Origin of the sequence: Vibrio sp. 10N.222.51.C5 (genome assembly GCF_041474575.1) — a bacterium.
GTDB classification, from domain to species: domain Bacteria; phylum Pseudomonadota; class Gammaproteobacteria; order Enterobacterales; family Vibrionaceae; genus Vibrio; species Vibrio crassostreae_C.
On sequence record NZ_JBFRUJ010000022.1, the window covers coordinates 76,715 to 90,710 of the forward strand.

General features: G+C 45.5%; 10 protein-coding genes. 9 read left to right on the forward strand and 1 reads right to left on the reverse strand.

Features of this window, described 5'->3' with window-relative positions; translation table 11 throughout:
- Positions 1-277 precede the first annotated feature (277 nt).
- The 7 genes from gcl to AB4558_RS08290 all read left to right on the forward strand — a co-directional run bounded on the left by gcl (position 278) and on the right by AB4558_RS08290 (position 8,923).
- Positions 278-2,050 carry a glyoxylate carboligase gene (gene gcl, locus AB4558_RS08260; protein WP_017111422.1) on the forward strand — a complete coding sequence of 591 codons (1,773 nt, stop codon included), beginning with the start codon at positions 278-280 and terminating at the stop codon, positions 2,048-2,050.
- 117 nt (positions 2,051-2,167) lie between these two features.
- Complete coding sequence (hyi, locus tag AB4558_RS08265; protein ID WP_108122727.1) at positions 2,168-2,944, forward strand: hydroxypyruvate isomerase; 777 nt, start codon at positions 2,168-2,170, stop codon at positions 2,942-2,944.
- Positions 2,945-2,981: 37 nt separating this feature from the next.
- Entirely contained in the window at positions 2,982-3,878 is an 897-nt protein-coding gene (locus AB4558_RS08270) for a 2-hydroxy-3-oxopropionate reductase (RefSeq protein ID WP_102332261.1), read from the forward strand.
- A 242-nt stretch (positions 3,879-4,120) separates the two neighbouring features.
- Positions 4,121-5,431 (forward strand): glycerate kinase, encoded by a 1,311-nt coding sequence (locus AB4558_RS08275; RefSeq protein ID WP_372158567.1) that lies wholly within the window; start codon positions 4,121-4,123, stop codon positions 5,429-5,431.
- Positions 5,432-5,594: 163 nt separating this feature from the next.
- The gene (locus AB4558_RS08280; RefSeq protein WP_102332259.1) at positions 5,595-6,203 is read left to right on the forward strand and encodes a TetR/AcrR family transcriptional regulator; all 609 of its coding nucleotides are present in this window, start codon (positions 5,595-5,597) and stop codon (positions 6,201-6,203) included.
- 239 nt (positions 6,204-6,442) lie between these two features.
- The gene (locus tag AB4558_RS08285; protein WP_372158570.1) at positions 6,443-7,879 is read left to right on the forward strand and encodes an amidohydrolase; all 1,437 of its coding nucleotides are present in this window, start codon (positions 6,443-6,445) and stop codon (positions 7,877-7,879) included.
- A gap of 300 nt (positions 7,880-8,179) precedes the next feature.
- Positions 8,180-8,923: an oligogalacturonate-specific porin KdgM family protein gene (locus AB4558_RS08290; protein ID WP_052880455.1), complete on the forward strand. Its 744-nt coding sequence runs from the start codon at positions 8,180-8,182 to the stop codon at positions 8,921-8,923.
- A 104-nt stretch (positions 8,924-9,027) separates the two neighbouring features.
- On the opposite strand, the gene AB4558_RS08295 is transcribed toward AB4558_RS08290, so the two are convergent.
- Positions 9,028-9,672: a MurR/RpiR family transcriptional regulator gene (locus AB4558_RS08295; protein WP_050647491.1), complete on the reverse strand. Its 645-nt coding sequence runs from the start codon at positions 9,670-9,672 to the stop codon at positions 9,028-9,030.
- A gap of 172 nt (positions 9,673-9,844) precedes the next feature.
- Here AB4558_RS08295 and AB4558_RS08300 point away from each other — a divergent pair, with 172 nt between their 5' ends.
- Both AB4558_RS08300 and AB4558_RS08305 read left to right on the forward strand, forming a co-directional pair.
- Complete coding sequence (locus AB4558_RS08300; RefSeq protein WP_048611837.1) at positions 9,845-11,248, forward strand: PTS fructose transporter subunit IIC; 1,404 nt, start codon at positions 9,845-9,847, stop codon at positions 11,246-11,248.
- Positions 11,249-11,332: 84 nt separating this feature from the next.
- On the forward strand, positions 11,333-13,990 hold the full coding sequence (locus AB4558_RS08305) for a glycoside hydrolase family 38 C-terminal domain-containing protein (RefSeq protein WP_102394001.1): 2,658 nt from the start codon (positions 11,333-11,335) through the stop codon (positions 13,988-13,990).
- The last annotated feature ends 6 nt before the right edge of the window (positions 13,991-13,996 follow it).

A 13,996-nucleotide genomic window follows, 5' to 3' on the forward strand; every position in this document is an offset into this window, starting at 1 on the left:
TACAAAATGCTCTTTTTAAGGATATTTATATTGTATAAATTGTAAACAAGCAAACGGTATTTAACATTTATTTATCATTTGATCTTTTTGTAATTTATTTTTACGTAAAGATATTTTATGTAAAGCAATGAATTGTAAGCTTTTCAGGATGAGTGCGTACTTAATGCGATGGGTTGATGTAACGAAATTGTTTCGTTCTGGGGTTGATAAATAGCGAGGATGGTTCATAGTACACAAAAGTTAGTTTAATTGTATACAATCTGAACTGGAGGTTCGAATGGCAATTATGAAAGCGATTGAAGCAGCGGTAGAGGTGCTTAAACGTGAAGGTGTAGACATCGCATTTGGTGTTCCCGGCGCAGCAATAAACCCTATGTATGCGGCTATGAAAAAGCTCGGAGGAATCGACCACGTCTTAGCTCGTCACGTAGAGGGTGCATCCCATATGGCTGAAGGGTACACGCGTACTAATCAAGGCAATATAGGTGTGTGTATTGGTACTTCTGGTCCTGCGGGAACGGACATGATCACGGGTCTTTATTCTGCGTCTGCTGATTCGATTCCAATTCTATGCATCACAGGCCAAGCGCCACGTGCTCGTCTTCATAAAGAAGATTTCCAAGCGGTCGACATTGAATCTATCGCTAAACCAGTGACTAAGTGGGCGACTACGGTGCTGGAACCTGCACAAGTGCCACGCGCATTCCAAAAAGCCTTTCATTTAATGCGTTCGGGTCGTCCGGGGCCAATCCTGATTGATCTACCGATTGATGTTCAGCTGGCTGAGATTGAATTTGATATCGATACCTATGAACCGCTAGAACCTTACAAACCGCAAGCAACCCGCGCGCAGGTTGAGAAAGCATTAACCATGATGTCTCAATCGGAGAAACCGCTGATTGTATCGGGCGGTGGCGTGATTAATGCTGGCGCGTCTGAATTGTTGCAACAGTTTGCCGAGATCACTGGAGTTCCTGTGATTCCAACCTTGATGGGCTGGGGCTCGATCCCAGATGATCATGAATTAATGGCAGGCATGGTAGGGCTACAAACGTCTCACCGTTACGGTAACGAAACCATGCTGAACTCTGATTTTGTGTTTGGTGTCGGTAACCGCTGGGCAAACCGTCACACTGGCTCTGTGGATGTTTACACCGAAGGTCGTAAGTTTGTTCACGTTGATATTGAACCGACCCAAATCGGTCGCGTGTTCTGTCCAGATTTAGGTATTGTCTCTGATGCGAAAGCAGCACTAGAGCTAATGGTAGAGGTGGCGCAAGAGTGGCGTGATGCTGGCAAACTGCCGAACCGAAATGCTTGGGCAAGCGAGTGTCAGGAACGCAAGTCGACCATGCTGCGTAAAACCAATTTCGATGAAGCGCCAATGAAGCCTATGCGTGTTTATGAAGAGATGAATAAGGCATTTGGCCGTGACACTTGCTATGTGAGCACCATTGGTTTGTCGCAAATTGCTGCCGCTCAGTTCCTGCATGTTTATAAGCCTCGTAACTGGATCAACTGTGGTCAAGCTGGCCCATTGGGTTGGACAACGCCAGCCGCATTAGGCGTACGAGCTGCTGATCCAAATCGCGATATCGTTGCTATCTCTGGAGATTACGATTTCCAATTTATGATCGAAGAACTGGCGGTCGGTGCTCAATTCAACCTGCCATACATTCATGTGTTGGTGAACAACTCATACCTAGGATTGATTCGCCAAGCGCAGCGCCAATTTGATATCGATTATTGTGTACAACTGGCGTTTGATAACCAGAATGCGCCAGAGCTTGAAGGCTACGGTGTTGACCATGTCGCGGTTGTTGAAGGTTTAGGTTGTAAGGCAATTCGAGTTCGTGAACCAGAGCAAATTGCCGCTGCGTTTGAGCAAGCAAAAGAGCTGATGAACAAGCACAAAGTACCGGTTGTTGTTGAGCTGATTCTTGAGCGAGTAACCAACATTGCGATGGGCGTTGAGATCAATGCTATTAATGAATTTGAGCCACTTGCCGAAAGCCGCGGCGATGCCCCAACGGCGCTGGCGTACAAGTAATCATTAAGTCATGTGTATCCGTAGAGCTGAGGCTTAGCTCTACGGAAAAGCCTCCAATAGAGCGAGGCTCTACTACAAATAACCAGATTTTCAAAAATAAAGAATAAGGACAGAGTCATGGCAAAATTTGCAGCAAACTTGTCAATGTTATTCACGGAAGTTGATTTTATGGACCGCTTTGAAGCTGCCGCAGAAGCGGGCTTTCAAGGTGTGGAATACCTTTTCCCTTACGCCTTTGATGCTCAGGCAATCAAAGCAAAGCTCGATGCTAACAACTTAGAGCAAGTGCTATTCAACCTGCCTGCGGGTGATTGGGATGCTGGCGATCGTGGTATCGCGGTCGACCCAGCACGAGTTGAAGAATTTCAAGCGGGTGTACCTAAAGCAATCGCTTACGCAAAAGCACTCGGTTGTACTCAAGTGAATTGCTTGGCGGGGATTGTTCCGCAAGGTGTGACCCAACAAGACGCGCAATCGGCGTTTGTGATTAACCTGCATTACGCGGCGAACGCGCTAGCAGCAGAAGGCATCAGCTTAGTGATAGAAGCGATCAATACACGCGATATTCCGGGCTTCTTCTTAAACACCACAGAGCAAGCTAAAGCGATCATCAAAGAGGTAGGGAGCGATAACCTTTCTATCCAATACGATATTTATCACATGCAAATTATGGAAGGCGATCTTACGCCGACTATGCAACAGAGCATTGGTCAAATCGGACACGTGCAACTGGCGGATAATCCAGGCCGACACGAACCGGGTACCGGAGAAATCAACTACCCATTCGTGCTCAATTATCTTGATGAGCTTGGCTATCAAGGCTGGGTTGGCTGCGAATACAAACCAAAAACAACGACGACAGAAGGCCTTGGTTGGCTGCACCAGTACCGTTAATTGCGTCTGGTAACCCTCAAACGTTAAGGAGAACAACATGTCTAAAATTGCATTTATCGGAACTGGCATCATGGGTAAACCTATGGCGAGTAACCTTCAAAAAGCAGGTCACGATTTGATTCTGTCGGATCACTTTAATGCAGCACCTGCCAATCTTGTGGCAGCGGGTGCAACGGTCTGTCATTCACCCGCGGAAGCGGCTGAAGCAGCAGATATCATTATCTTAATGGTGCCGAATACCCCTCAAGTAGAAGACGTCCTGTTTGGTGACAATGGCGTCGAGCAAGGCCTTACCGCCGGTGGCGCTGCTGGAAAACTGGTTATCGATATGAGTTCAATCTCACCAATCGCAACCAAAGCGATTGCAGCTCGAATCAACGAAGGTGGTGCTTCATACCTCGATGCACCGGTATCAGGTGGTGAAGTGGGCGCGATTAATGCGGCGCTGACTATCATGGTGGGCGGTGAGCAAGACGCCTTTGATAAAGCACGACCTTTGTTCGAAATCATGGGTAAGAATATTACGCTGGTGGGTGATAACGGTGCAGGCCAAACCTGTAAGGTCGCAAACCAAATCATCGTGGCGTTGAATATCGAAGCCGTGTCTGAGGCGCTCGTATTTGCTTCGAAAGCTGGTGCTGATCCAGCGCGCGTACGTCAGGCTCTATTAGGTGGCTTTGCTAACTCTAAGATATTGGAAGTGCACGGTGAGCGTATGGTCGAAGGCACCTTTGACCCCGGCTTTAGAATCTCACTTCACCAGAAAGACTTGAATCTGGCGCTAACGGGCGCACAAGAATTAGGTGTCGCACTACCGAATACGGCTAACGCTCAAGAGCTATTTGGCGAGTGTGCCGAAATGGGCGGTGAAGGTTGGGACCACTCTGCGCTTATTCAAGCGATTGAGAAACGTTCTGATCACTCGATTCGTTAATCTAGTTAACGGTTTGTCCGTTTAGTGGTTAATCAATCAACCGATTATCCGTTAATTAATTAGGGCTGCTATCGATTCGTAGCCCAACAGTTTGTTTATAAATCGCGTAGTTTCGTCTCCTTTTATACGCGTTCCTGATACGAGGCAGAGGTTGAAGTTGTTCCTTTCCAACTTGATCTTAGCAGGCACCCTTTGGCCTTGTATCGGGGTTCTTTTTTTCTCCGTCAACTAAGGAGTGGCTGATGGACATTGATGCTAAGCAGTTTCTGCAAACCCTTTTCTCAAGTGCTGTTAATCAGGCGCTACCTAAAAATCACATCGAACCTTTTCTTCCTCAAGACATTTTTTATCGCTCTGCTAATCAAGCTGGGCGTACTGTGGTGATAGGAGCAGGAAAAGCAGCCGCGTCGATGGCCGCAGAGCTTGAAGCGGTTTGGCAGGCAAAGAAACAACAAGATCTCGCACTGCGTGATCTTGAAGGCTTAGTCGTGACCCGCTACGAACACACCGCACCTTGCGAACACATTGAGGTGATTGAAGCAGCGCACCCCGTGCCAGATGCGATGGGCTTAGAAGTGAGCCAACGTATGCTGCAATTAGTGAGTGGCTTGAGTGCCGACGACACGGTTATTTGCCTACTGTCGGGTGGCGGTTCTGCTTTGCTAAGTCTGCCCGGTGGCGACATCAGCTTGGCAGAGAAGCAACAAATCAATAAAGCGCTGCTCAAATCAGGCGCCGCCATTGATGAGATGAATTGTGTTCGTAAACATCTATCTTCGATAAAAGGCGGTCGACTCGCCAAAGCGGCGTATCCTGCAAGGGTAGTGTCACTGGCGATTTCTGATGTACCGGGTGATGACATTAGTGTGATTGCCTCTGGCCCAACCGTACCAGACACCACCACGCGTTTTGATGCGATGGCAATTTTAGAACGTTATCAAATAGAAACACCACGCTCGGCATTTGAATGGTTAAATAATCCAGAGTCAGAAACCGTTAAGCCAGATGACGTATGTTGGAAAAATGCAGAGCACCATATTATCGCCACCCCGATGTCGGCATTGGAATCCGCTGCAGCAGAAGCTGAAGGCTTAGGCATTCCGGCTTATATGTTGAGTGATTGCATAGAGGGAGAAGCGCGAGATGTTGCGAAGGTGCACGCTGCGTTGGCTAAGCAAGTGGCCAATCACAAGCACCCATTTGAGACGCCTTGCGTGATACTTTCCGGTGGCGAAACCACAGTAACCGTTAAAGGCAATGGTCGCGGTGGGCGTAACTGTGAGTTCTTGTTGAGCCTATATAACGAGCTTAAAGGCCAAGACAACATATTTGCATTGGCTGCTGATACCGACGGGATTGATGGTGTGGAAGACAATGCGGGCGCGTGGATTACCCCACAAACATGGCAACAAGGTTCGAGCCTGTCGCTTAAGGCGCAAGACTACCTCGATGCCAACAATAGCTACGACTTTTTCAAGCAAGTCGATGTACTTCTTACCACGGGGCCAACTCTGACCAATGTGAATGACTTCCGCGCGATATTGATTCTTTAACTTGAACAGTTCAAAAACACGGTATGGAATGGTCGCTTCTTAACAAATAGAGCGGCCATTTTATTGTTATCAATGCGGTGACCTTGAGTTCTGAGATTATCTTCTGGACTAATGAAGCACGTTGATTACTATGATTTTAGTAACGAGCTGTAAAGGATGCAATATGTCTAGGATCAGACAAAAGAATCAAGATTTAATCATCGAAGTCGCGTGTGAACAATTCGCCACTCATGGTTATGCTGCAACAAAAATGGCCGATATCGCGAAAGCGGCCGACATTCCCAAGCCTAACGTATTCTATTATTTCAGCTCAAAAGATAAGCTCTACAACGCTGTGCTTGAAACCGTCACTCAGCCTTTACTAGAAGCGTCTCGTCCGATTGAAGAGCTCAGCGATCCTGTTGAAGCCTTGTCTCAATATATTCAAACCAAGCTGATCATTTCTCGCGATCATCCACATGCCTCTAAGGTATTTGCCAATGAAGTGATGTCTGGCGCTAAAGTATTGCCGAAAGAGATTGGTGACGAGCTGTATAAGCAATCCCAGATGATTCTTGATAAGTTCTCGACATGGTCGGCGCAGGGCCTAATGGACGATGTTCCCGCTCATCACCTGATGTTTACCATCTGGGCGGCAACTCAAACCTACGCCGATTTTGGCTGGCAGATTTGCAGCGTGATGCAGAAGGACCAACTCGATGATAAAGACTATGCCGATGCCGCTCAGTTCATCACACAGTTAGTGATTAAAGGCTGTGGTGTGAAAAGCTAATGTTGTTTGAACGTTTATCTAGGTGTGTGAGTGACTATAAGCGCAGAACCTCTTTTGTGACCTGTTGTGCAATAACTCATTTATCTTGAATTCGGTTCGATTAGGTATGCCATTTTATTTAAATGACAGGTTATAGTATCGCGAAAATTGGCGGCACTTACTCTTCTGAAAAGCGAAAAGCTGGAAACTTATAGATGAAGCCGCTAACAATATTACACGCACAACATTAAGGTTTAGCAATGACGCTTGAAAGCTTGGCATGCACCATCAGCGCAGTTCTGCTTGCAGGTTGCGGTTCAACGGTCGCGACGCAAACATACAACGCTGATCTGATCATCACCAACGGACAGGTTCTCACCATCAATTCAGAAATGGATGTGATTGAAGATGGTGTTGTTGTAGTGAAAAACGACCAGATCATCGCAGTCGGTACCGAGGATTTGATCACTCAATATCGCGCTGAAAAGGTGATTGACGCCCAAGACGGGATTGTTATGCCGGGTATGGTGAATGCACACAACCATTTACCGATGATCGCGTTTCGTGGCTTAGGGGAAGAGGGCATCTCGAACCGCTTGTTCGCTTACTTCTTCCCTCTAGAAGCCGAAAAGCTAAGCCGTGAACTGATTTACAACGCAACCAAGCTTGGTTCTATCGAATTGGCACAGAGCGGTGTAACCACTTATGCCGATATGTATTACCACATGGATGAAATGGCAAAAGCGACCAAAGAAGTTGGATTACGCGCCGTGCTCGGCGAAACCGTGATTAAGTTCCCGGTGGTCGATGCTAAAGAACCTTACGGTGGGATTGAGTATGCCAAAGGCTTTATTGAGCAATACAAAAGCGACGAGTTAATCACACCTGCTTATGCACCACACGCGGTGTACACCGTGAGTAAAGATAAGCTGCAAGAAATTAATAAACTGTCGGCTCAATACGATGTACCCGTGTTGATTCACGTTGCTGAATTCCCGAATGAAGAAAAGCGCATCAAAGACGAAACCAAAGCGACATCGCCAGTTGAATACATGGATGAAATCGGTGTGCTTGATGAGCGTGTAGTGATTGCTCACGGCATCCACCTTTCAGAAAATGACCAAAAGCTATTGAAACAAGCAGATGCAGGTATCTCATACAACCCAATGGCGAACGCCAAAGGGGCGACAGGCATTGCGCCTGCTTGGGAGATGTATCGTGCCGACATGCGCATTGGCTTAGGAACCGACGGCCCAATGAGCTCAAACCAAGTCGATATCATGCGCACATTAAGTTACGCAGCTAACATGCAGCGCTTAAAGCATTCTGACCGCACTATTATGATTCCTGAACAAGTGATTGAGATGGCGACATTAGGTGGCGCAAAAGCCCTACACATGGAAGACCAAATCGGTTCTCTTGAAGCCGGTAAAAAAGCGGATATCGTGATTGTCGAGACACAATCGGCGAACATGATGCCAAGTTACGACCCATACGCGACTTTGGTTTATCAAGCGAACCCAAGCAACATCGACACCACGATTGTTAACGGCCAAATCGTAATGGAAAACCGCGTGATGCAGACGGTTCAACTGGATGACATCCGCCAAAGCGTCGATGAGTTCGAAGCAGACATCACTGAGTTCGCGAAAGAGCTTTCTAAGAAAGCGATTAAGTCTAAGAGCTTGATGGATTAGTGATCAAATAATGAAGCTCTAAACTGCTTACACTAGGTATTTTTAACACGATGGTTAGCTCTGACATTATAAGGAAATGGAGCTAGCCACCTTAATGTAAAACGCCTTATTTTTTCTAAAAAAGCCTCTCCCCAAATATCCAAAAAGTAGACTTGGCTCATGTTTCCAATGTGACCAATATTCAAGTCGAACGGTGATACAGCGAATGTATCACGATACTTTGTACTTGTTTAATTCCTGAGTTTTATAGTGGCGGCGAAAGCGAAAGCTCGTATCCTAATAAAACTATAAAGGTAAAAAATGAAAAGCCAAGTTCTACTTTGTTCTACTCTTATTGCCCTTTCTTCTATGCCCACTTTTGCTGGTGAAACTAAGTTAGACGTGCGTTTTGGTCATAACACTGCGTCTGATATTCGCGACAGCCGAGTAAAATTCATGCACACCTTCGATACTGGTTTTTACTTCAGTGCGGAGGCCGCCCAGATTCATAACGACGGTTACTTTGCTGGTAACGATTCAAATGATGAAGACACTAATGGTCTAAAGGCTGCTGCGCAAGAATTTGAGGCGACATACAAGTTCGAAATCAATGAGCAGTGGTATTGGGCTCCGGGTCTTGTCACAGTGACAGCACCAAATTGGACTGAATACCGTCCATACTTGAAGTTGGGTACAAGCTTCGAAAACGGAGTTTCTCTAACTGGTCGTTATCGTTATAACTGGTCCAACGATGCAAACGGGAAAGATTACTTGGATGGCAGTGGCACAACTCGTGGTGCTTCGAATCAGTTTGATATCTGGCTATCTAAAAGCTTTGGTGATGTGGGGCTAATGTATAACCCGAGATACCGTTATCAAGACGGTGTTGACCAAGGCACTGGTCGAGATGATTATTGGGAACATACTGTTATGGTTAACTATAAGGTTAATGAAACTTGGACGCCATACATGGAGCTAGTGTCTGTCGATGAAACCTATGTGGACTCTAACGGCAATCGAGAAAACGATTATGCAGTACGTTTAGGGTTTGTCATGAACTTGTAATTTGATGAATATACAGAGCATTCCTTGTCCATAATATCGTAGAAAACAAAGAGCAGCCTTAAGCGCTGCTCTTTTTGTATTTGGAGAACAGGAAAAGGGTGAGATTAAAAGGTCAGCAGTTCTTTACCAATTTGGTCTACGATTTGCAATGAATGAATCTGAGACTCCCTACCATATAAAGAGATGCCATCCACTTGCTCTTCTAGTGCTACGTTTTGGTGGCAAACCTGGTCGAGTGTTGAGCCTTGATGGCTTATTCCTACCACCTTCAATCCCTTACGCTTAGCATTTTGCGCCATTTCTATTACAGCGTTGGTTTCACCAGACTTGCTGATCAATAGCAGAGTACCGAGTTCGGCACGGGTGAGCTGGTGAATATCTGTGATTACCAAGTGAGGTACGTTAGCTAAGGATAGAAATCGAGACAGGTAATTTACGCTAACGATGGATGCACCGCGTGAATACAGATACACCACAGGGGATAACTTCAATGTATTGGCAACCCCCGCAATTTGTTGCTGATTCATGTGACTTGAAGGTGTTGTCACATTTTGCTTGAGCTCATTAGAGAGTTTATACCTGAGTTCAGTGTAACTCGCGTAGCCCATCTTTTTGCAAACTCGATTTACCGATGTAGTTGTTGTTAAAGCCTTATTTGCAATGGTCTTAGCCGAAATCTCATGGAGCTCACTGGCGTGGCCGATCAAATACTCGTAAATCGCACGTTCTATACCTTGAAATGTGTTCATTGCTCTCAGCTATTATTTAAGAAACTATCAATATTACGCGCGAAAATGAGGCAAATTACCATGACTTCAATCACAGATGTATCGTGATACTTCGGTTGTACGATGAAACAGTGTCGGTACACATTCACGCTTCATATACTGGCCGCAGTTGATAAGAACAAGGTATTAAACCATGGCTAAGAAAAAACTGGTTGCAGTGACCGCTTGTCCTACAGGGATAGCGCACACCTTCATGGCAGCTAAAAAAATTCAGAGCTGGGCTGAAAAGCAAGGCTATGAAGTTAAAGTCGAAACTCAAGGTAGTGATGGTGTTAAAAACAAGCTGACAGCTCATGATATCGCTACTGCGGACGGTGTGGTATTAGCCGTTGATGTGCCAATTATGGACATGGAACGATTTGATAACGCGAACCCGCTACAAGTTCGTACCCAAGAGCTGATTAAACGTGTTGACGATTTACTGCCGACAGTTTTCCTGCGTGGTAAAGAAAAGTCTGACGCTAACGTCGAAGTGCATGACGAAAAACGTTCCGCTTACCAGGTGGCCATTGGTCATATTATGACAGGTATAAGCTACATGTTGCCTGTGGTTGTACTTGGTGGGTTATTGATGGCTGTGGCGAAAATCACTGGCGAGTTCATTGATATTTCGGGAACACCAATTCAAACGCTCGATAAGCTTGGTTTCATGACAATTAAGTTTATGTATCCAATCTTTGCCGGATACCTTGCTTATTCGATTGCGGGTAAACCTGCACTTATTCCAGCCTTTATTGGCGGTTTGATGACCGATGAGCCTTACAAACGATTTTTCGACCTGGAAGGGTGGGCGCCATCAGGCTTCTTCGGCGCCATTGCTATTGGTTTCCTTGTGGGCTATTTGGTCCGTTACCTTAACGATGTTATTCGAGTAAGAACTGATCTTACGACTCTAAAAACCATGCTGTTAGTACCTGCGGTAACTGGCGTGGTGATGGTGTTAACCATGGAGTACGTGATTAATCCGTTCTTTGGTGCTCTAAACCTTGCAATGATTAACGTGTTCACTGAAGCCGGCGACGCAGGCCGGGGTATTTACTCGATGGTGATTGCTGCAGGTACTGCTTTTGATTTAGGCGGTCCGATCAACAAAGCCGCAGGTTCAGTAGCGCTTGGTCTTAACGGGATGGGCGAAGGCTTCGACCTAATTGCCCGTGAGCTGGGAATTGTTATCCCACCGATTGGCGTTGGCTTGGCTGCGATGCTAGACGGTAAATTCCGTAAACGTGTATTTACCCCAGAAGAGCAAACGGTCGGTAAGACGTCTCTAATGCTTGGCATGATTGGTATTTCAGAAGGTGCGATTCCCTTCATTCTTAAGAACCCTAAGATGATCCCAATTATGATCCTTGGCTCAATCATAGGTACTCAACTTGCGGTTGTCCTCAATGTTTTCCAAAGCTTACCGCTACCAGCTGTTTGGGGGTGGTTCCTATCATCAGACCCAATTAGCTACACCTTATCCGTGTTCGTTGGTTCAGGGTTTATTGCCGTCGCATTGCTGTTATGCACCAAACCTCAGCCGAGTAATGCTTAATTAAGCGTCCTCATCATTTGAAATTTAATGGGGGAAGTGACCGCTTCCCCTCAATTGAAAATTTAGATAAGTCGAGATAAATCAATGGCTAAAATTCATGTAATTCCACATACGCACTGGGATCGTGAGTGGTATTTTACTCAGCAAGACAGTGACGTTTTGGCTACGTATAACTTCACTAAAGTTATCGAAACGTTGGAAACTCAGCCTGAGTACAGTTGTTATCACTTAGATGGTCAATCATCTATCGTTGAGGATTATCTTAAAGTCCTGCCGCACATGCGTGATCGCTTGGCACAACTCGTTTCTGATAAGAAGCTATTTATAGGACCTTGGTATACACAGACCGATACCTATAATGTGGCGGGTGAGTCGATCATTCGTAATCTTAAATACGGTATGCATATTGCGGAAAGTTTAGGGCATAGCATGAAGGTGGGTTACCTACCTGATACGTTTGGGCATAACGCACAAATGCCGACTTTGTTTAAAGGCATGGGAATCGATAATATTATTTTCTGGCGCGGAATTGATTATGACCAACAGGTAGAGCGTTCTAATTTTAATTGGCGTTCTGCGGGCGGGGATGTGATTTATGCTTATAACCTTGTCCATGGTTATGGCGCAGCTAAAAACATGGTGGCGACCCCTGATCATCTAGACAAGAAAATCTTCCCAATGGTCGAGAAAATCAAATCTCTCTCTGGCTTGAGTGAAGTGCTTATTCCATCTGGTGGCGATCAGGTGAATATTGATCCTGAGCTCCCTAAAACGTTACAAGCTGCCTCGCATCGCTCACCGGAGCAAGACGTATATGCGATCTCTTCTATGGAAGCATTTGTTGATGTTTTACGCGATAACAGCGATAGCTTTGAGACTTATAAAGGTGAATTTAAAGCCCCGCGTTACGCTCGAATTCATAAGACGATCGGCTCAGTTAGATATGACATTAAAAAGCTAAATTTCGATATAGAGCAGTTTTTGATTAAGAAGCTTGAAGTTGTCATCGCAATTGCGAAAGCACAAGGTATTACTGTCCATACAGAGCTGATAGATATCGCTTGGAAGAAGATTCTTGAGTGTCATGCGCACGATAGTATTGGTGGCTGCAATAGTGATGCGACCAATGCCGATATTATGCATCGCTTAAAGCAGGCTCAAGAAATTTGCCACGGTTTGTATAACCTTGTTATCAAAGAGATTGCTAGTAGCTGCCATGATAATGAGTTGATGTTGTTCAACGGCCAAATTAAACCATACACAGGGCTTGTTAAGGCCGTGGTATTTAGTTCGCATGAAAGCATCGCAATCTCAGATGGCAACGAACAATGTGCTATCGAAGTGATTAAGCGAGAGACGTTAGATGGTGGCAAGGTTATTGAAGTTACCAAAGACGGTGAAAAAGAAGTTGCGGTTCCTCCTTACTATCGTTTCGAGTTGAATATCTCAGTTAATGACTTACCAGCGATGGGATACCAAGTATTTGAAGTACAGGCATGTGACGTGATCAATCGTCAAGTGGAAGTACGTAAGCAAATATCGATTGAAAATGAAGTAATGATGCTGACGTGTGAGGGAAGCCAGCTTCAGTTAGTCGATAAAAAGGCTAATCGCGTTATTCCTCGACTTCTTACATTTGAAGAACAAGCTGATGATGGCGACTCCTATGATTTCTCACCGTTGCGAGGAGATACACCGTTATATAACCACGCTATTGAGCTTATCGAAACGCGGGTAGGTGAAACTGAGCAAGTGATGTTAGTGCGCGCGACACTCGATATTCCATTTGATCTTAGCGCCCGAACTGCGAATCAGAACGATCATCAGGCGACGTTTGAAATTAGCTTAACGCTTAGCCATGGCAGCGAGCAGCTAATAGTCAACATCACAACGATCAACCAGGCGAAAGATCACCGAGTGCGTGTGTTAGTTAATTCTGACGTTCAATCCAACACCTCGATTAGCACCCAGCCATTTGCATTGATGGAGCGTTCAATTGCGCCGTCAATTGAAGGTTGGAAGGATAAGTTCCGAGAATGCCCTATTGATATCGAAACCACTGAAGGTGCTGTGGCGTTAGCTGAGCCAAATAAAGCCGTTGTGATTAATGGTAGTGGGCTTAAAGAGTTTCAAATCATCAAGGGGCAACGCTCAGACAAAATCGCACTCACCCTCTTCAAGGGTACTGGTGTACTTGGTAAAGATGACTTAGCGTGGCGACCAGGTCGTGCTTCTGGCATCAATAATACCGTAGTACACACTCCTGATGCACAACTACAAAAATCCATGCAATTTAGTTTTGCTTTGGCATTAACGAAAGATGCTCAGCACAACACAATTCGTCGGTTAGAGCGCGAATACCTTGACGCACCATTTAGCTATCAAAAGCAAATGTTGAACAGTTTTGAGAATCGATTAGAGCGCTTCCAAGTTCGATTTGATTCACGTGAGCGTTTGGCTTCATTTAACCTGCTTTCACTCAAACAGCCGCTTGAACTATCAAGTATCGGGCACTCGTTCTATAAACAAGATGCGGTGATCATTCGATTGTTTAACCCTACGCCTTCAGTCGTTGAACTAGAACTAAATGCGTTTGAACAGTTTCAGCAAGTTGAGCTGGTGGATTACCGAGAACAGCCAAAAACGTACGCAGACTCAACAAGCGTTGAGAGTATTCCTAAAGCCGTTGTTCAACCAAACAACAGCATCGATTTACGCGTAACGTTTGCCGTTGCTCAATAAGGACAA